This window comes from Bradyrhizobium manausense (genome assembly GCF_018129685.1).
Lineage (GTDB): Bacteria > Pseudomonadota > Alphaproteobacteria > Rhizobiales > Xanthobacteraceae > Bradyrhizobium > Bradyrhizobium manausense_D.
The window spans coordinates 91,516-109,371 of sequence record NZ_JAFCLG010000014.1 but is presented as its reverse complement, the minus strand read 5'-3'; the positions used below and the strand labels follow the sequence as shown (position 1 = coordinate 109,371).

At 63.9% G+C, this 17,856-nt stretch carries 23 protein-coding genes; 10 read left to right on the top strand and 13 right to left on the bottom strand.

Features of this window, described 5'->3' with window-relative positions; all coding sequences use genetic code 11:
- Window positions 1-1,461 carry a flavin-containing monooxygenase gene (locus tag JQ621_RS26170; protein ID WP_212238376.1) on the top strand — a complete coding sequence of 487 codons (1,461 nt, stop codon included), beginning with the start codon at window positions 1-3 and terminating at the stop codon, window positions 1,459-1,461.
- 14 nt (window positions 1,462-1,475) lie between these two features.
- Here the strand turns inward: JQ621_RS26170 and JQ621_RS26165 are convergent, their stop codons facing one another.
- The 3 genes from JQ621_RS26165 to JQ621_RS26155 are packed head-to-tail and all read right to left on the bottom strand — an operon-like array spanning window position 1,476 to window position 3,697.
- On the bottom strand, window positions 1,476-2,705 hold the full coding sequence (locus JQ621_RS26165; RefSeq protein WP_212238374.1) for a YbfB/YjiJ family MFS transporter: 1,230 nt from the start codon (window positions 2,703-2,705) through the stop codon (window positions 1,476-1,478).
- A gap of 29 nt (window positions 2,706-2,734) precedes the next feature.
- A complete protein-coding gene (locus JQ621_RS26160; protein ID WP_212238372.1) occupies window positions 2,735-2,971 on the bottom strand; it encodes a tautomerase family protein in 237 nt (78 codons plus the stop codon).
- A 15-nt stretch (window positions 2,972-2,986) separates the two neighbouring features.
- Complete coding sequence (locus JQ621_RS26155; protein WP_212238370.1) at window positions 2,987-3,697, bottom strand: SDR family NAD(P)-dependent oxidoreductase; 711 nt, start codon at window positions 3,695-3,697, stop codon at window positions 2,987-2,989.
- Window positions 3,698-3,900: 203 nt separating this feature from the next.
- Here JQ621_RS26155 and JQ621_RS26150 point away from each other — a divergent pair, with 203 nt between their 5' ends.
- Both JQ621_RS26150 and JQ621_RS26145 read left to right on the top strand, forming a co-directional pair.
- Window positions 3,901-4,824: a LysR family transcriptional regulator gene (locus JQ621_RS26150; RefSeq protein ID WP_212238368.1), complete on the top strand. Its 924-nt coding sequence runs from the start codon at window positions 3,901-3,903 to the stop codon at window positions 4,822-4,824.
- A gap of 153 nt (window positions 4,825-4,977) precedes the next feature.
- Entirely contained in the window at window positions 4,978-5,133 is a 156-nt protein-coding gene (locus JQ621_RS26145; RefSeq protein WP_014493894.1) for a hypothetical protein, read from the top strand.
- A 22-nt stretch (window positions 5,134-5,155) separates the two neighbouring features.
- On the opposite strand, the gene JQ621_RS26140 is transcribed toward JQ621_RS26145, so the two are convergent.
- Entirely contained in the window at window positions 5,156-5,728 is a 573-nt protein-coding gene (locus tag JQ621_RS26140; RefSeq protein ID WP_212238366.1) for a hypothetical protein, read from the bottom strand.
- 283 nt (window positions 5,729-6,011) lie between these two features.
- Here JQ621_RS26140 and JQ621_RS26135 point away from each other — a divergent pair, with 283 nt between their 5' ends.
- Window positions 6,012-6,941: an aspartyl/asparaginyl beta-hydroxylase domain-containing protein gene (locus JQ621_RS26135; protein WP_212238363.1), complete on the top strand. Its 930-nt coding sequence runs from the start codon at window positions 6,012-6,014 to the stop codon at window positions 6,939-6,941.
- A gap of 10 nt (window positions 6,942-6,951) precedes the next feature.
- Here JQ621_RS26135 and JQ621_RS26130 read toward each other — a convergent pair whose 3' ends face one another.
- Both JQ621_RS26130 and JQ621_RS26125 read right to left on the bottom strand, forming a co-directional pair.
- Window positions 6,952-7,785 (bottom strand): ABC transporter substrate-binding protein, encoded by an 834-nt coding sequence (locus JQ621_RS26130; RefSeq protein ID WP_212238360.1) that lies wholly within the window; start codon window positions 7,783-7,785, stop codon window positions 6,952-6,954.
- A gap of 32 nt (window positions 7,786-7,817) precedes the next feature.
- Window positions 7,818-8,513 carry an ABC transporter permease gene (locus JQ621_RS26125; protein WP_212238356.1) on the bottom strand — a complete coding sequence of 232 codons (696 nt, stop codon included), beginning with the start codon at window positions 8,511-8,513 and terminating at the stop codon, window positions 7,818-7,820.
- A 140-nt stretch (window positions 8,514-8,653) separates the two neighbouring features.
- On the opposite strand from JQ621_RS26125, the gene JQ621_RS26120 reads away from it, so the two are divergent.
- Window positions 8,654-9,112: a YybH family protein gene (locus tag JQ621_RS26120; RefSeq protein ID WP_212238353.1), complete on the top strand. Its 459-nt coding sequence runs from the start codon at window positions 8,654-8,656 to the stop codon at window positions 9,110-9,112.
- Between the two features lie 64 nt (window positions 9,113-9,176).
- Entirely contained in the window at window positions 9,177-9,362 is a 186-nt protein-coding gene (locus tag JQ621_RS26115) for a hypothetical protein (RefSeq protein WP_212238350.1), read from the top strand.
- Window positions 9,363-9,442: 80 nt separating this feature from the next.
- On the opposite strand, the gene JQ621_RS26110 is transcribed toward JQ621_RS26115, so the two are convergent.
- The 3 genes from JQ621_RS26110 to galE all read right to left on the bottom strand — a co-directional run bounded on the left by JQ621_RS26110 (window position 9,443) and on the right by galE (window position 13,116).
- Window positions 9,443-10,144, bottom strand: coding sequence for a fumarylacetoacetate hydrolase family protein (locus JQ621_RS26110; RefSeq protein WP_212238347.1), 702 nt, complete (start codon window positions 10,142-10,144; stop codon window positions 9,443-9,445).
- Between the two features lie 36 nt (window positions 10,145-10,180).
- Complete coding sequence (locus tag JQ621_RS26105) at window positions 10,181-11,983, bottom strand: ABC transporter ATP-binding protein (protein WP_212238344.1); 1,803 nt, start codon at window positions 11,981-11,983, stop codon at window positions 10,181-10,183.
- 119 nt (window positions 11,984-12,102) lie between these two features.
- Window positions 12,103-13,116: a UDP-glucose 4-epimerase GalE gene (galE, locus tag JQ621_RS26100; protein WP_212238341.1), complete on the bottom strand. Its 1,014-nt coding sequence runs from the start codon at window positions 13,114-13,116 to the stop codon at window positions 12,103-12,105.
- 126 nt (window positions 13,117-13,242) lie between these two features.
- Here galE and JQ621_RS26095 point away from each other — a divergent pair, with 126 nt between their 5' ends.
- Entirely contained in the window at window positions 13,243-14,280 is a 1,038-nt protein-coding gene (locus JQ621_RS26095) for a glycosyltransferase family 4 protein (RefSeq protein ID WP_212238339.1), read from the top strand.
- Between the two features lie 180 nt (window positions 14,281-14,460).
- Here the strand turns inward: JQ621_RS26095 and JQ621_RS26090 are convergent, their stop codons facing one another.
- Together JQ621_RS26090 and JQ621_RS26085 are read right to left on the bottom strand one after the other, a co-directional pair.
- The gene (locus tag JQ621_RS26090) at window positions 14,461-14,949 is read right to left on the bottom strand and encodes a DUF3429 domain-containing protein (protein WP_212238336.1); all 489 of its coding nucleotides are present in this window, start codon (window positions 14,947-14,949) and stop codon (window positions 14,461-14,463) included.
- 35 nt (window positions 14,950-14,984) lie between these two features.
- The gene (locus JQ621_RS26085; protein WP_212238334.1) at window positions 14,985-15,536 is read right to left on the bottom strand and encodes a hypothetical protein; all 552 of its coding nucleotides are present in this window, start codon (window positions 15,534-15,536) and stop codon (window positions 14,985-14,987) included.
- Window positions 15,537-15,648: 112 nt separating this feature from the next.
- On the opposite strand from JQ621_RS26085, the gene JQ621_RS36060 reads away from it, so the two are divergent.
- Both JQ621_RS36060 and ubiG read left to right on the top strand, forming a co-directional pair.
- The gene (locus JQ621_RS36060; protein WP_409334252.1) at window positions 15,649-15,933 is read left to right on the top strand and encodes a DUF2256 domain-containing protein; all 285 of its coding nucleotides are present in this window, start codon (window positions 15,649-15,651) and stop codon (window positions 15,931-15,933) included.
- Between the two features lie 2 nt (window positions 15,934-15,935).
- The gene (ubiG, locus tag JQ621_RS26075; RefSeq protein WP_212238330.1) at window positions 15,936-16,712 is read left to right on the top strand and encodes a bifunctional 2-polyprenyl-6-hydroxyphenol methylase/3-demethylubiquinol 3-O-methyltransferase UbiG; all 777 of its coding nucleotides are present in this window, start codon (window positions 15,936-15,938) and stop codon (window positions 16,710-16,712) included.
- Window positions 16,713-16,847: 135 nt separating this feature from the next.
- On the opposite strand, the gene JQ621_RS26070 is transcribed toward ubiG, so the two are convergent.
- Both JQ621_RS26070 and JQ621_RS26065 read right to left on the bottom strand, forming a co-directional pair.
- Window positions 16,848-17,006: a hypothetical protein gene (locus JQ621_RS26070; RefSeq protein ID WP_212238328.1), complete on the bottom strand. Its 159-nt coding sequence runs from the start codon at window positions 17,004-17,006 to the stop codon at window positions 16,848-16,850.
- 171 nt (window positions 17,007-17,177) lie between these two features.
- Window positions 17,178-17,375: a hypothetical protein gene (locus JQ621_RS26065; protein ID WP_212238326.1), complete on the bottom strand. Its 198-nt coding sequence runs from the start codon at window positions 17,373-17,375 to the stop codon at window positions 17,178-17,180.
- Between the two features lie 158 nt (window positions 17,376-17,533).
- Between JQ621_RS26065 and JQ621_RS26060 the strand changes: the two genes are divergently transcribed.
- Window positions 17,534-17,806: a type 2 periplasmic-binding domain-containing protein gene (locus JQ621_RS26060; protein ID WP_249125579.1), complete on the top strand. Its 273-nt coding sequence runs from the start codon at window positions 17,534-17,536 to the stop codon at window positions 17,804-17,806.
- The last annotated feature ends 50 nt before the right edge of the window (window positions 17,807-17,856 follow it).

The following is a 17,856-nucleotide window of genomic DNA, read 5'->3' as shown; positions in this document are numbered from 1 at the left end:
ATGCAACAAGAACATTTCGACGTGCTCATCGTCGGTGCCGGTCTGTCCGGCATCGGTGCAGGTTATCATTTGCAGAGCAAATGCCCCGGCAAGAGCTACGTCATTCTCGAGGGCCGCGATTGCATCGGCGGCACCTGGGACCTGTTTCGCTATCCCGGTATCCGCTCCGACAGCGACATGTTCACGCTCGGCTATTCCTTCAAGCCGTGGACCGATCCGAAGGCGATCGCCGACGGGCCGCAGATCCTGAACTATGTGCGCGAGACCGCGACCGAGAACGGCATCGAGAAGCACATCCGCTTCCGCCATCGCGTCAAGCGCGCGGCGTGGTCGACGCCGGATGCGCGTTGGACTGTCGAGGTCGAGCGCACAGAGGGCGAGGGCGTGACCGAGACCGTGCGCTTCACCTGCAACTTCCTGTTCATGTGCGCGGGCTACTACAAATACGAGGCGGGCTACACCCCGGAGTTCGCGGGCACAGCGGATTTTGCCGGCCGCATCGTGCATCCGCAGAAATGGACCGAGGACATCGACTACGCGGGCAAGCGCGTCGTCGTGATCGGCTCGGGCGCGACCGCGGTGACGCTGGTGCCGGAGCTTGCCAAGAAAGCGTCGCAGGTCACCATGCTGCAGCGGTCGCCCACTTACGTGGTATCGCGTCCGGCGCAGGATCCCGTCGCCAACAGGCTGCGTCGCAATCTGCCGGCGCGCCTGGCCTATCACTTGATCCGCTGGCGCAACGTGATGTGGGGAATGTTCTTCTTCCAGCTCAGCCGCCGGCGGCCGGACAAGGTGAGGAACCTGATCCTCGGTGGCGTGCGTATGGCGCTCGGGCCGGACTATGATGTCGCCACACATTTTACGCCGCGCTACAACCCCTGGGATCAGCGCCTGTGCCTTGTGCCCGACGGCGATTTGTTCAAGGCGATCCGGGAAAAGCGCGCCTCCGTCGTCACCAACGAGATCGACAGATTTACCCACGATGGCATCCGCCTGAAGGACGGCAGCGAGCTGCCCGCCGACATCATCGTGACGGCGACGGGCCTCGTGCTTCAGGTCGTCGGCGGACTGGAGGTCAGCGTCGACGGCCGCGCCGTCGATTTTGCCAACACGCTCACCTACAAGGGCATGATGTATGCTGACGTGCCCAATATGGCGTCTGCGTTCGGATACACCAACGCGTCGTGGACGCTGAAATGCGATCTCACCTGCGAATATGTCTGCCGGCTCATCAACTACATGGACCGGCACAATTTCCGGCAAGCCATGCCGCACAATGACGATTCCACCATCACCGCCCAACCGGCGCTCGATTTCACCTCGGGTTATGTGCAGCGGTCGGTGGCAAAAATGCCGAAGCAGGGCTCGAAGCAGCCGTGGAGGCTCTACCAGAATTACGCGCTCGACATCGTCTCCTTGCGCTTCGGCAAGATCGACGACGGCGTGATGCAGTATTCCTGATTACCGTGCCTCTTCTAGGCTTTCCGCGTGGTGAGTGCGAGGCCAAGATCGATCGCGAGCGCAAGCACCACAGCGCCGCCGCCGAGCGCGAACAGGACGAGATAGTCGCCGCCGGTGTTCGCATAGATCCAGGAGAAGCCGTAGGCGGCGGCCGCCTGGAACAGGGCAAAGCTGGTGGTGGCGTGGCTCCAGGTCGCGCGCTGCTGCTCGGCCGCGTGCGGTACGAGTTCGTGAATGCGTCCGAGCACCAGCGGCACGATGCCCGGCGTGAAGCCGCCGATCACCACGCTCGATACGATCAACGACACCGGCGCCGTGCTGACCGTCGGGAGTAGCACGGCGGCCGCCTCGATCAGAAAAGCGGCGCGCAGGGCCGGGCCGAATCCCGAGCGGTCGCCGAGATGGCCGGCGACGAGCGGGCCGGCGATCGCGCCGAGGCCGTACAGCACCCAATAGCGCGATCCCGCGGCGATGCCCTGGCCGAGACCTCGCGCCACGAAGTCGACAATGAAGACCATGTGCGGCACCAGCGCGACAGCGTTGAGCCCGTACTGGATCAGCAGTGCACGGGCGGCCGTCGAGGCGTGACGCTGCTTCGCATGATGCGTCGGCGCTGCGTCGGTCTTGACTTCTTCAGGCCAGTTCCACCAGCTTGCCAGTGTCAGCAGCGCCGAGAGTGCGCCAAGGCCGTACCAGCTCTGCTGCAAGCCTTGCTGCAGCAGCAACGGCACGAGCGTGCCCGATGCGGCGACGCCGAGGCCAACGCCCGCAAAGATCACGCCGCCGACGATGCCACGCCGGGAGGGCGAGGTGTGCGGTAGAATGACGGAGGCGGCCAGCACCATGATGATTCCGCCGGTGAGGCCGGACAGGAAACGCCAGGCGAAGAACCAGGTGAATGACACCGGGGTCGAGCTTGCAAAGAAGGAGAGGGTTGCAAGCAGCATCATCGCCCGCAGTGCGCGGACCGCGCCAATTCGTGCAGAGACAGCCCGCGCCGCGAGCGCGCCGGCGAGATAGCCCGCGAGGTTCGCAGCGCCGAGATAGACGACGTCGGAGGCGCTGAACCATTTTGCCGCGATCAGGGCGGGGATCAGCGGCGTGTAGGAGAACCGGGCGAGACCAAGCCCGACCAGCGATGCGGATAGTCCCGCCACCGCGTAACGCCAGGTTGATCGTGAGTCCGCCCCCGGCTGCGCATGCAGCCGGGCTTCGATGTGTTGCTTCGCATTTGCGTCGGTCATGTCATCCTCCTGCGCGTGCCTTGCGCGGATCATCCTGTCTGGCTGACGCGGCGGCGCCGGAATTCCTGCACGGGCAGGCCGCCCCAACCCCAATTCCCGGTGTCGACTTCCTCGATCACGACGAAAGTGGAATCGAGCGGCTTGCCAAGGACGTCGCGCAGCAATTCGCTCGAGCCCTTGATCAGCGCCGCCTTTTCCTCCGCCGTGAGCAATGCCGTTCCCGGCGCCGTTCCTTCGCGGGTCACTTGAATGGTGACGATGGGCATCATCTCGCTCCGCGTTCAGTGGCCGGCGATCTGGCCGCCGTCGACATGCAGAATCTCGCCGGTAACGAAAGTCGCGTTTTCGAGATAGAGCACCGCATCGACGATGTCGGACATCTCGCCCATTCGGCCCACCGGATGCATCGCGCCCAGCTGGGCGTGCGTCGATACCGGGTGCATCGGCGATTTGATGATGCCGGGAGCAACCGCGTTCACGCGAATGCCGCGCTTGGCGTATTCGATTGCGAGCGACCTCGTCGCGGCATTCAGCCCGCCCTTGCTCAGCGAGGCCAGCACCGAGGGTACGTTCGAATTGGCCTGATCAACGAGGGTGGTCGTGATTTGCACGACGTGGCCGGACCCCTGTTTCTCCATCTCGGCGATCGCGAGCTGGGTGATGTTGAAGAAACCGGCAACGTTCGTCCCCATCACCGCGACATAGTCTTCGGCCGTGTATTGCGTGAACGGCTTGGCCAGGAAGATGCCGGCATTGTTGACGAGCGTGTCGACGCGGCCGAAGCGCGCGACGGCCTCTGCGACCACGCGCTCGGCAGTCTTCCGGTCGGCGATGTCGCCGGGAACGGCGAGAACGTCATCGTCGCCCGACGGCTTGACCGAGCGCGCGGTCGCAACGACGCGATAATTGCGATCGCGAAAACCCTGGACCAGGGCGGCGCCGATGCCCTGCGACGCGCCGGTGATGATGGCAACCTTCTGTTCGATACCCATGACGGGCTCCTGTAATTGATCCGTGCCAGCACTGACTGGCTTGCGTGCTGAGGTACGCCGCCAGGGACTGGCTGCGAATATCCGCTGTCCGGCAGACACTCTTTCGCCGCGCGTATGAATGCCGGATCGGCGCGTCGCGGCAGTTGTCGCGGCTGGAGCAAATGCTTAATTTGCCAGCTCAATTTCGAGGGCGACGGGAAGGCATGGATCGTCTGGATGCGATGAAGGTGTTCGTTCTCGCGGTGGACGAAGGCAGCCTTGCGGCCGCGGGCCGCAAGCTTGGCCGGTCGCCGGCCGCGGTGAGCCGCGCGATCGCCTTCCTGGAAGAACGCGTCGGGGCCGAGCTGCTGCACCGGACGACGCGGTCGATCAAGCTGAGCCAGGAAGGCGAGCGCTATGTCGCGATCTGCCGCCGCGTCCTCGCCGAACTCGAAGAGGCCGATGACATCGCGGCCGGACCGCGAACCGCGCCACGCGGCTTGCTCACGATCACGGCCCCTGTGGTGTCAGGCGAGATGGTGCTGCGGCCGATCCTCGATGCGTTTCTGGACGCCTATCCGACGGTGTCCGCCAAACTCCTGCTGTTCGACCGCGCGGTCAATCTGATCGAGGAGGGCGTTGATGTTGCGCTGCGTATCGGTCCTCTCGCGGATTCGGCGATGGTGGCGACGCGGATCGGCGAAGTCCGCCGTGTCGTCGTGGCGGCGCCGCGCTATCTGAAACAACACCCGCGGATCGCGGAGCCCGGAGATCTTGCCAAGCATCAGGTCGTGGCGATGGCCCATCTTCCCAATTCGTGGACCTTCAAGCCGCCTGCAAACTCGTCGGCGCTCCGCACGGTGCAGTTCACTCCGCGCCTGACCGTCACCAGCACCTATGCCGCCGTGGCCTCCGCGGTCGCCGGACGCGGCGTGGCGCGGATGTACTCGTATCAGGTCGCCGAGCAGGTGGCGCGTGGCGAGCTCGAGATCGTGCTTGCCGGCGACGAGGACCCCGAGATGCCGGTTCACCTGATCTGTCCGCAGGGCCGCCTCTCGGTGCCGAAGGTGCGCGCTTTCATCGACTTCGCGGTACCGCGGCTCAAGAAGCAGTTCGCGCTCCTCAAGAGAAGTCTCGATGGCCGCTAGACATCGTGGCCGCGTTGCGGCCGCCAATGCGTTGTTTTGCGTATACGGCCGCCGGGCTGAATCGGCCATGATTCCGAAACAGTTAACGCCGATTTAACGGATGAGTCCTAGCCTGTCCCGGCCGGGGTTACTCGCAAGGCCGAGGTGAGCCCAATGGAAGCCCAGAAGATCGCGGTCGACGCTGTCGTCGCGCTGACCGATTGCGACCGCGACGCCGTCATTGCCTTTATCCGCCGGCTCTATCTCGCCGGCGTCACCGACCCCAAGCGCCTGACTTTCAAGGGTCTGCAGGCGCTGTCGCGGGCGTGACTGCTTCACGCGCAATTGGTGTCTATTGTGTCCCGACGGTCGGATCGGTGATCCGGATCGAGGTGACGCGGTCGCCCCGCACCTCGAACGAGAACGGCCACGGTCCGTAGGTCCAGAGCTCGGTTTTCTCGAGTCCGCTTGGGCCGACATGGAAGGGGCTGCCGAACTGCGCCAGGAGTTTCTCGGTGCTGTCGCCGAGATTGATCTGGTTGAAGCTGTAGGCGGCTGCCGGTGCCTCTCCGCTGATTTGAAGCGCGACCACGCGGCTCGCGTTCACGGTCGCGGCGAGATAGGGATATTGGTTGGGCTTGCCGAGGAAGTACACATAGGCCGTGCCATTGCGTTCCGGCGGCATCCTGTGGTGCGGTTCGCCGAGCACGGCTTTGAGTGATGCCTCCGAGATGCCGACGCCGAGCGCACCCATGCGTTGGCATGCATAGCTGAGGACCTCGGGCTCGGGTGCCGCGATGCGCTTCCCGGCCGCAACCCTGCAGGCGAATCCTGGTCCGGCCCTCAGCCACTCGCCGCGAAGCTCCGGATCCGGAGTCTTGGCCTGTTGAGGCGGAGCGCCCTGACCGGTCACGGATGCGGGCATTCCGAGCACAAACAGCGCGAGCGCACAGCCCGCCAACAACCGCCACTTCCCCAAGACGCACCCCGCAGTCCGGACTTGTGGAACCACGTTACCATGTGGCCGCCCGCGCGCAACGCCGGGATTGACGTCGCGCCGGTTGCGCTTTGTAATTGTGCACGGCAGGGCATGGGGCCGGCCCATTCACAACCTGTGGAGCGGCCCGGGGAGCACGCCAATAGCTTGCCGGTCGGGCCGGGTCGGAGTAGATCACGTCCCCGGCTGGGTCACTCGGGAACTTGGGGATATGCTGAAGCAGCTTTTTGCACCGCAACTCGTCATTTTGTATGTGCTTGCGGCATCGACGATTTACGTTCACTTCCGCGGCAAGCAGCGGCTTCGCTTTGCGCGCCAGCTCGGCGATCACTCGACCTATCTCGCGCCCTACAACGTGCTGATGTACGCGGGATCAGCCGTGCCGAACAAGCCGGTGATCTCGGTCGAGCAGTTTCCCGAGCTCAAACCGCTCGGCGAAAACTGGGAGACCATCCGCGATGAGGCCGTCCGCCTGTTCGACGAGGGTTTCATCCGCGCCGCGGCCAAGAACAACGATTGGGGCTTCTACTCGTTCTTCAAGAGCGGCTGGAAGCGGTTTTACCTGAAATGGTACGACGACTTCCTGCCGTCGGCGAACACGCTGTGCCCGAAGACCGTGGAATTGCTCAAGTCGATCCCGAGCGTGCATGGCGCAATGTTCGCGATGCTACCCCCGGGCGGCAAGTTAGGTGCGCACCGCGATCCCTTCGCGGGCTCGCTGCGCTATCACCTCGGGCTCGTCACGCCGAACTCCAACAAGTGCCGCATCCTCGTCGACGGCGTTGAATGCGTCTGGCGCGACGGCGAGGCTTTCATGTTCGACGAAACCTTCATCCACAGCGCCGAAAACCAGACCGACGTCAACCGCATCATCCTGTTCTGCGACGTCGAACGCCCGATGAAGTACGGCTTCATGACTGCGATCAACCGCTGGGTCAGCCATCACATCGTCAAGGCGTCCGCGACCCAGAACGTCGAGGGCGAGAATGTCGGCGTGCTGAACAAGGTGTTCGGCAAGCTCTACGAGATCCATCTCGGCAGCCGCAAGGTCAAGGAGTGGAACCGGAACGTGTACTACACGCTGAAGTACTCGCTGACCGCTCTGGTTCTTGGTCTCATCGTGTATTCGGCATTGGCCTGATCGCTTCGGCTCAGGCCCCCGGATCGTTCGCATTTGGATAGAAGAGCTGTTGCCCTCCGATCTTGTAGCCTGCGATCGCTTTCTGTCCCTCTGGTGAGACAAGCCAGTCGATGAAGCGTTGGCCGGCCTCTTTCCTCACTGTTGGATGCTTGGCTGGATTGACCAGCATCACGCCGTACTGGTTGAAAAGTCGCTTGTCGCCTTCGACAAGGATCGCAAGATCGCCGCGATTCTTGAAAGCGAGCCAGGTGCCGCGGTCTGCAAGGACGTAGGCATTGGATGCCGACGCGACGTTGAGCGCGGCTCCCATCCCTTGACCAATCTCCTTGTACCAGCTGCCGCGATCCTTCGTAACGTCGATGCCCGCGTCCTTCCAAAGTGCAAGCTCGGCGATGTGCGTGCCTGATCTGTCGCCACGGGAGATGAAGGGAGCCGCTTGCTTCTCTATGGTTTGCAGCGAGGCGATCACGTCGAGACCCCTGATGCCTGCGGGATCGTTCTTCGGCCCAATGAGAACGAAGTCGTTGTACATGACGGGATAGCGCTTGACGCCGAATCCTTCGGCGAGGAATTTTTCTTCGGCCGACTTGGCATGGACGAATACGACATCAACGTCACCCCGTCGCGCTGTATCAAGGGCCTGCCCGGTTCCTTGCGCGAGGACCTTGACGTCGACGCCGGTCTTGTCCCGGACGATCGGCAACAGGTAATCAAACAATCCCGAATCCTGTGTCGAGGTCGTCGAGGCGACAATGATCGTCTGATCCTGGGCCGAGACGGGAGCGCACAGCAACCTCAAAAGAACTGCAATCCCGGCAGCGATCGCGCTGAACCATCGGCCCATCTATGAACTCCTTGCAATCATCATCCGCTGTCTCAGTGCCTCAAGGTGCGCCCGAACATGTGGCTGAACGCACTGACGGTCATCGACAGGGCGATCAGGATGATGCCAAGGGCAAGCGCCAAGCTCAATTCTCCCTTGCTCGTCTCCAGCGCGATGGCCGTCGTCATTGTTCGCGTGTAACCGCGTATGTTGCCGCCGACGATGAGTATCGCGCCGACCTCGGCAATAGCCCGGCCAAATGCAGCAAGAAACGCGACGACCAGTCCCTCGCGGCCAATGTTCATGAGCGAAGCTGCGGCCCGGATATGCGAGGCGCCATCAACCAGCAAGGCCTCGCCGTAGGTCGCCCAGAGGTCTACCGTCATGCGATGCACCAGGGCGACCACGATCGGAATGCCGAGGATCGCCTGCGCGAGGATCATCGCCGCTGGGGTAAACAGGATCCCGAGCGAGCCGAGCGGCCCTGAGCGGGAGAGCAGCAGATAAACGCCGAGACCGACGACGACCGGAGGCAGACCGAGAAGGGCGTTCGCGGTTACGATCAGGGCCTGTCTGCCGGGAAAACGACCGATGGCCAGCGCCAATCCCAACGGCGAGCCAATGATGAACGCCAAGGCGCTTGCTGTCAGACTCACCCCGAGAGACAGCGCAATGATGCCGCGTAGCTCCGGGTCAAAACGGCCGATCAACGTCGCTGCGAGCTGGATGGCTTGGGTGAAATCGTTCATTCCACCCTTCTAAGCGAAGCGCGAAGGAAATGCCAAAACCGAGCGAGTGGGCCGGAGAGGCCCAGGTGCTCGTCTTGCTGGACAGTTCGGCCCATGGCAACAAGACTGCCGCCGCATAATCGCCGAACATGGAGCTGGCAATGGCCTCCTTGCCGATTGCGAACACCGAGATTACGCAATTTTTCCACCGATGGCTGGAAACTTTCTCAGGTTATGTCCGCGAGGTCGACTATGCCTCGGCGCGGCCGCTGTTTCACCCGGATGTGCTTGCCTTCGGCACGCACAACGACGTTATCCCCGGCCTGGACCAATGGGTCACATCGCAATGGAATAACGTCTGGCCGAAGACGACCGACTTCCGCTTTGTGCTCGATCAGACCAGGGTTCTGGCGTCAGCCGATGGTGCCACTGCGACCGTGATCGCGCCGTGGACAAGCACGGGCTATCATCCCGATGGCAGCGCGTTTCCGCGGCCCGGCCGCGCCACCATGGTGTTTTCGAGAGAGGGGGATGGTTGGCTGTGCGTGCATTCGCACATGTCGCTCAATCGCGGCGTTCCGCAGACCAGCCACGCCGATCGGCCGGTGAAGGCCTGGTAGCGCGTAGGGTGGATTAGCGAAGCGTAATCCACCATTCGCTGTCGATATCGGAAAGGAAATGCAAATGGTCGATATGGACGACGAAGCGGTGAGGATGACCGACCTTCTTCGTGGGAAAGCGGTTAAGGTAATTAAGCGCCACCGGACTCAAGAGGTGATGATCGAATTTGAAGACGGAACACGCCTGTTCGTTGACCGAACGGGTGAAGGGCTCGACTTCTCGATCACTGAAGGAAGGACGGCGGAATAGCCGAAGGCATATTCCGCGCTATCGCTCGTGGCGAGCATGATGGCGGATTACGCTTCGCTAATCCGCCCTACGAATCGAGCCTACTCAGGCTGGCCGATGCTCACCTTCAGCGTACCGACACCGTCGACGCCGCATTCGAGCTTGTCGCCCACCTGGAGCTGCGACACGCCGGCGGGCGTGCCGGTCATGATGATGTCGCCGGCGGCGAGCTTCACCTGCTGGGAGAGCTGCCAGATCGTCTCCGGCACGTTCCAGATCATCTGCTCGAGATCGCCGGTCTGGGCTTCCTTGCCGTTCACCGTGAGCCAGATCCTGCCCTTGGTTGGATGGCCGATCTTCGATGCGGGCTGCACCGCGGAGGCGGGGGCCGAACCGTCGAACGACTTGCCGATCTCCCACGGACGCTCCTTCTTGCGCGAGGCGATCTGGAGGTCGCGGCGGGTGAGGTCGATGCCGACCGCGTAGCCGTAGACATGATCCAGCGCCTTCTCGGCGGGGATGTTGAGGCCGCCGCTCTTCAGCGCGACGATCAGCTCGACCTCGTGATGCAGATCCTTGGTCAGCGGCGGATAGGGGATGGTGGCGCCATCGGGCACCAGCATGTCGGCGTGCTTGGCGAAGAAGAACGGCGGGGCCCGCTCGTCATTGCCCATCTCGCGGATGTGCTCGAGATAGTTGCGGCCGACGCACCAGATGCGGCGCACCGGAAAGCGGCCGGCCTCGCCGACGACGGGAAGCGAAGCCTGGGGCGGAAGCGGGATGACGTAGGAGGCGGCGTTCATGGAGCGATCTCGCGGCTCTTGGGTTGACGAGGAACTCTAAGCGGTAGCGCTGATCGGCGCCAGAGCGCCGGCGTCGTGATGTTGCAGGCGGAAGAACGATGCGTAGCGGCCGGAGCGGCGCAGCAGTTCGTCATGGCGGCCCTTCTCGACGATCTCGCCGCCCTCGACCACCAGGATGCTGTCTGCGTGCATGATGGTGTGCAGGCGGTGCGCGATCACGATGGTGGTGCGGTTCTGGCAGAGATGCTCGATCGCCTCCTGCACCTGCTTCTCGGACTCGGAATCGAGCGCGGCGGTGGCTTCATCGAGCAGGATGATCGGCGCGTTCTTGAGCAGCGCGCGCGCCACCGCAATGCGCTGGCGCTGGCCGCCCGACACCTGCGTGCCGTGCTCGCCGACCGGCGTGTCGTAGCCGAGCGGGAAGCCCATGATGAACTCATGCGCGCAGGCCGCTTTCGCCGCCTCGATGATCTCGTTCTCGCTCGCGCCCGGCTTGCCGAAGGCGATGTTGTTGCGGATCGTGTCGCGGAACAGATAGACGTCCTGGCCGACATAGGCGGTCTGGGCGCGCAGCGATTTGCGGGAGACGGCGCCGATCGACTGGCCGTCGATCACGATGTCGCCCTGCGTCACCTCGTAGAAGCGCAGCAGCAGCGCCAGCACGGTCGACTTGCCGCCGCCGGACGGGCCGACCAGCGCGGTGACCTTGCCGGGCTCGGCAACGAAGCTCATGCGATTGAGCACGGTCTCGCCAGTCCGGTAGGAGAAGCTGACATCGCGCAGCTCGATCCGCGCATCGGTGAGCTTCAGCGCCGGCTTGTCGTCGTCGGAATGCTCGCTCGCCGGGCTGTCGACGACTTCGAGCAGCATGCGTGCGCCGACCAGCTGGCTGTTGAGGTCGATGTTGAGTCGCGCCAGCCGCTTGGCCGGCTCGGTCGCCATCAGGAACGCGGTCATGAACGAGAAGAACGCGCCGGGCGTGGCGTTGAGCGCGACCACGCTGTAGCCGCCGTAAAGCAGGCAGCCGGCGACGGCGAAGCCGCCGAGCATTTCCATCAACGGATTGGAGCGGTTGGCGACCCGGGCCATCTTGTTGGCGTTGCGCTCGACGATCGCGATGTTCTCGTCGATGCGCTTCTGCATGGTCTCTTCGAGCGTGAAGGCCTTGACCGTGCGGATGCCTTGCAGCGATTCCTGCATCGTCTCCATGATGTCGGCGGTGCCGGTGAACTGGTTGAAGGCGAGGCCCTTGATGCGCTTGACCAGCTTGCGCAGCACCAGCATCGCCGGCGGCACCGCAACAAGGCCGATCAGCGACATCAGCGGATCCTGCCACACCATCACGCCGATCATGGCGAGCAGCATCATGAGGTCGCGTCCGATGGCGTTGACCAGCATGTTCAGCACGTCGGTGATCGACTTGGCGCCGGCCGTCAGCCGCGCCAGGAACTCGGACGAATGCCGTTCGGAGAAGAAGCCGACGCTTTCGCGCATCAGCTTGGCGAACAGCTGGCGCTGGTTGGTGGCGAGGATCGCGTTCGAAATCTTGGTCAGGATCACCATGTGGCCGTAGGTCGCCACGCCCTTGATGAAGAGCAGGATCACCGTGATGCCGGAGAACATCGCGATGCCCGGGATGTTCTTGTCGACATAGGCCTGGTTGATGACCTGGCCGAGCACGTAGGTCGCGCCCGCGGTGGCGCCGGCGGCGGCTGCCATCAACGCAAAGGCGACGAGGTAGCGCCGCCAGTAGACGATGCCCTGTTCCATGACCAGGCGGCGAATGAGGACCATTGCCGCATAGGGATCGTCGGTGATTTTCTTTGGAAACTGGGCCATCCGGTGTCCATTGACGGCCAAGGCGAGAAGCCTGCCCGCGCGTCAGGGATCGAGTGGCCTCTGTGCCCGCTAAAGCCGAGGTTTTCAAGCCCAATTAAGGGCTTGCGCCTGGGTGGATTTTAGGCCGAGACGGCGTGGCGGAGCTCGCCGTGACGCTCGCGGAACAGCTTGTCTTCCCAGGCCAGCGCGTGGGCCGCGATGGTCTCGAGGTCCTCGTATTGCGGCTTCCAGTCGAGCAGGCCGCGGATGCGGGTGGTGTCGGCGACCATGGTCATGATGTCGCCCGGCCGGCGCGGGGCGTATTGCACGGCGAAGCTGCGGCCCGAGACCCGCCGCACGGCATCGATGGTTTCCAGCACCGAATAGCCGCGGCCATAGCCGCAATTCAGCGTGGTCGAGGCGCCGCCATTGCGCAGGTAAGCAAGCGCCGAGCGATGGGCCTGCGACAGGTCCGTGACGTGGATGAAGTCGCGAATGCAGCTGCCGTCCTCCGTCGGATAGTCGGTGCCGAAGACGTCGATCTTGGCGCGCTGGCCGGTCGCGGCCTCGACCGCGATCTTGAGCAGATGCGTGGCGCCGGCGGTGGCAAGGCCGATGCGCGCCTGCGGATCGGCGCCCGCGACATTGAAGTAGCGCAGCGTCACGTATTGCATGCCGTAGGCCGAAGCGACGTCGTGCAGCATGATCTCGGTCATCAGCTTCGACGAGCCATAGGGCGACAGCGGCCGCGTCGGCGCGTGCTCGGGCACCGGCACCTGGTCCGGATTGCCGTAGACGGCGGCGGTTGAGGAGAAGATGAAGCGGTTGATGCCGCGCTTGACCGCGACGTTGAGCAGGTTGCGCGCGGTGGTGAAGTTGTTGCGGTAGTAGCCGAGCGGATCGCGCATCGACTCCGGCACCACGACCGAGCCCGCGAAATGAATGATGCTCTCGATGTCGTGCTGGGCGATCACGCCTTCGACCAGGTTCTCGTCGCCGGCATCGCCGATGAACAGCGGCACGCCTTCGGGCAGATAGGTGGAGAAACCGGTGGAGAGATCGTCGATCACGACCACGTCCTCGCCGGCTTCCGCCAGCGCCAGCACCGTGTGACTTCCGATATAGCCGGCGCCGCCGGTGACTAGCACAGTCATGATCTCACCCGTCTTCGATCAACGCGCCACGTTAACGGTTGCGTGGTGAAGAGGGGGTATCGGCGTGGCTGAACTGGTCACTATGCTTAATGTTGCGTATAGGGGACGCATCAGACGGAGCATGACGTGGCGAATTCCCCTGAAGATCTGCAGGTGATCGTGCCAAACCTGCACAGGCGCTATTCCGGGGTCACCGCGACCAACCGGATGGTGGCGCCGCGGCTGGCAAAACGCTATCGCGCCGGCTGGTTCGGATCGGACGCGCCGGAGGGGATCGCACGGCTGAGCGGCGCCGATCTCATGAAACTATGGCGCCGCAAGACGCCGCTGATCTGGCATGCGCGCCGCAACAACGAGATGATCGCGGGCGTCGTGCTGCGCGCGCTCGGCTGGCCGCTCAAGCTGGTCTTCACCTCGGCGGCGCAGCGGCATCATAGCTGGATCACGCGCTGGCTGATCCGGCAAATGGACGCGATCATCGCGACGTCGGACATCTCGGCCTCGTTCCTGAAAGTCAAGGCGACCGTGATCCCGCACGGCGTCGACACCGACGTCTATGCGCCGCCGAAGGATCGCGCCGCCGCGTTCGCGGAAAGCGGCTTGCCCGGCCGCTACGCCATCGGCTGCTTCGGCCGTGTGCGCGCACAGAAGGGGACGGATGTCTTCGTCGACGCGATGTGCCGCCTGCTGCCGCGCTATCCCGACTTCACGGCCGTCATCGTCGGCCAGGTCACCGCCGAGCAGACGCCCTTTGCCAACGACCTGAAAAAACGCATCGAGGCAGCAGGCCTGCAATCGCGCATCGTCATCACCGGCGAGCTGGGAATCGAAGACGTGCAGCGCTGGTATCAGCGGCTGACGATCTATGCCTTCACCTCACGCAACGAAGGTTTTGGCCTGACGTTGATCGAGGCGATGGCGGCGGGCAGCGCGCTGGTCGCCGCGCGTGCCGGCGCTGCCGAGCTCGTGGTCGAGGATGGCGTCAGCGGCGTGCTGGTCCCGACCGGCGATGCGGATGCGCTGGCCGCGGCGCTGGAGCCGTTGATGCGCGACGTGGCTGCGGCAACGGCGATGGGCGAACGCGGGCGGGCGCGCGTGCTCGAGAAATTCAGCCTCGATGCGGAAGCGGCGCGGATCGGCGAGGTCTATCGGCCGCTGCTCTGATCGGCAGCGCGCAAGGCCGCGAAAACAACCCCATGCACAGTAGGCGGTGATAGCCGAATCAAGGACTTGCGACCCGGGAACGGTATTTTTCTGATTATACGAAAATTGATTGACCTGTCGGGCAAAACAGTGCTATCGTTCCACCATCGCAAAAATCGTCAGCCTCGGCGGAAACGGCTCTCACGGGCCGAACTCCGCCACGATCAGTGCGACCACGACGATCATCGTCAGCGGCTGGCGGAGCCTGCGATACCACGGCGGGACCAGACCTCGACGCGTGGACCGGATATCCAGCAGCAGGTTCGCGGCGAAGCCGACCGCCAACAAGGCGAGCCCATATCGGGCATCGATCAGCAGCGACGCCCAGCCGACGAGCGAGGGAACGACACTGATGCCGAGCCGGCCGACATCGATACCGTCATCCGTTTGCGAGATCGACCGGGTCATCGCGGCGCCCCAATGGACGCCGCCGAGGAACGACAGGATCACGGCGCCGTAGGCCAGCAGTCCGCGCAGCGCGGCCGTCCTCACGTCGCCCTCGATGGCCAGCGAGGCGATCGAGAGCCCGACGAACGGCACCAGGCCCAATCCGCCGAGCCATGCTGCGGCGGCCGGAACCAGTGCGCCCCGCGGCCTGCCCTCATGGTCGTCAGTCAGAGATGTCGACATGCGTCCTCGCGACGGGGTTCCTCGTTGTTGCCATCTCAGGCCTCTCGCGCTGCCAGCAGCGTCGAACAGAGCAGGCCGATCAGCGCGATCAAGGCTGCCACGCTCATGCCATTCAAGGCGACCAGTCTCGAATAGTCCGACGTCATCATCACGGGTTGGCCGAGATGGACGTCCACGAAGAGATAAACGATGAAGGGCAATGCGGCGACGATCGCAGTCTTCAGCCGCTCGTCCGGCCGGAACAGGATGGTGCCCAGCAGCGCACAGGGAAGCAGGAACAGCTCGACGCCCGACGAGGCGCCCAGCAGCTTGACGCAAAAGACGGTGTTGCCGACCCCGACCAGTGGAAGCAGGGCGCGGCCCGCGAGCGAATGCCTCTTCGCCAGCGCCGGGACCGCCAGAAAGAAGGGCGTCGACAGCAAACTGAGCCAGGCCGGCCAGGCGGCCGTCCCCACGATCCAATGCAGATAGAGCGGATAGAACGGCTGGTTGGATGCCACCACGAGCGCGATCTTGCCGGCCAGCGCCGAGCAAGGGTCCGGATGATCCGCATAACTGCCGATCCAAGCTGCAAAGGTCTTGATCATCTGCCCAGGGCGCGCCGGTTGATCTGATCGTCCTGCACGACAGCGTCGCCAGGAGAGGAAACGATCACGAACCGGCTTCGGATCATCAGCGGCGCGATGAAGGGCCCGCGGAATGATCCAAAAGCCGGACGGGGTCGTTTCCGGAGAGACCATGTCCGCCCGTGCGGGCGATGCGCCGGCTGCGAGCCCTGGCCGCGCAGGCAGGTCTCTTTTCCTTTCGGGAAAGCCTCCCATGCCGAAGATGCGACGCAAAGCGGACCTTCCGACCAGGATATGCACCGTCTGCAAGCGGCCGTTCGCATGGCGGCGGAAGTGGGCGCGGGATTGGCAAAGCGTGAAATTCTGTTCCGAACGGTGTCGCGGCGACGGGCGACGCGCTGCGCGCCAGGAAGGCTGACAATGCTGCGCAAGGACATGAAGACCAGTCTGGCGCGAAGCGTCGATCCCGACGAGATCGCGCGGTTCGAGGCTCTCGCCGAGGATTGGTGGAATCCCGACGGCCGCATGAAGCTGGTTCACAGCTTCAATGCCGCGCGCGTCGCGCACCTCCGCAACCGGCTCCCCGCGCTGATGGTGCGCGACCCCAGGCGGGAGCGGCCCCTCGACGGATTGACCCTGCTCGACGTCGGTTGCGGCGCCGGTCTGGTGACGGAGCCGATGGCGCGTCTCGGCGCGCTCGCGCACGGCATCGACGCCGCCGAGCGAAACGTCCGCGTGGCGACCGTCCATGCGGACCAGAGCGGTTTGCCCATCGGCTACCGGCAGGCCGTTCCCGAGGAGTTGGCCGCCGAGGGGCGGCAGTTCGACATCGTGCTGTCGCTCGAGGTCGTCGAGCACGTCGCAGACACCGATCGCTTCCTCGCTGCGACCGGGAGTCTGGTTGCCCCCGGCGGCCTGCTGGTGATCGGCACCTTGAACCGCACGCTGGTGTCGTTCGTCAAGGCGATCATCGGGGCGGAATATGTTCTGGGCTGGTTGCCGCGCGGCACGCACGACTGGCGGCGCTTCATGCGCCCCACCGAGATCGCGAGCGCGCTTGCTCCGCTCGGCTTCTCCGTCGTCGAGACCTGCGGTCTGGAGCTCGCGCCGTTCACCATGCAATGGCATACGACCCGCTCGTGCAACACCAACTACCTCCAGATCCTCCGGCGGCGCGGCGAGCCGGCGGCGGCGTGACACGCGTCGGCGCTGGCGTCTCGTGTGACTCAAAGCGAATTGCGGGTCCGGGGAGAGCGGAACCTCGATGCTTTCAAGCCGGCCCATGATCGGATTTGGAGTCAGATCTTGATCAACCTCGGATCCGGCGCGGCCCTATTTCTCTTTTTCTTCCACTTGTTCGCGCTCAAGATCATCAATCAGATTACCGATGCGCTTTGCAGTCTTAGCGTCGGCGACACCCCGCAGCAAGCGCCTGGACTGTTCTAGGCGGCGGGCAATTTGTTCCTGGCGTGCGAGTTGGTCCGGCATCATGGGCGTCGCCTCCGCATGTTCAACCGGACGAGGAGTCGAATGGTTCAAATCTATTTTGGTGGCCTCCGACTGAGGGGCCTTACCCCTTCAAGGGGCTTTGCGAGCGGGCGTGTTTGTCCGCCTCTTGCGCATCCCATGCGAGGCGCAGCCATGTTGCCTTGTCATGCGCGGTTACAGCCTTGGCGGCGTGCTCCCGGCAATCCTCCGGTTCCTTGCGGAACCTGCTTCACGGTCCTTTTTTGGCAGCCGGTCCTTGGCTTCTTCGTCGGCGAGAAGCTTCACAAGCGTTGCGTGCTGGGCCTCGCCATGGGGCTCGGCGAGGCGTTTCTTGAATAGAGCCAGGTTCTCTTCGTGAATGTAGTTATCCATAGCGTCCTCCTTTCAGGGGGTCGCCTAGCAGGTGCCGACGGTCGAGGCGGCAACGCAGTCAACATTGAACTGTTTGAAGCTCAGCCGCTGAGCAAAACCGCTCACTTCCAAATCCGTGCCGCTCTGCGACAACTGAAGCGGACTCACCCCTTACCTGAGTGGGAATCCTGTCTGTCGATTTCCTTCTGAATGGCGATGGCGCTTCGTCGGTCGCCTATACCTGCGGCTCGCTGGCCGGGACGCTTGCGGCCGTGCGCCCCCGGCTCGGGGTCACGGTGCTGCCGAAGGACATGGTCCCTCCCGACCTGCATGTCGTGGACGGAAAGCCGATGCCCGACCTGAAGGATACCGAAATCGCGATCCTGGAGCGCGATCGTCTCCCGAGGCCCGCGCAGCGCCTCAAGGACTTCGTGATCAAGACCCTGAGCTGACGTGCGCTGCGGCTCGCAAGTGATCCAAGCGGGTCCGCTGCGCGTTGTGT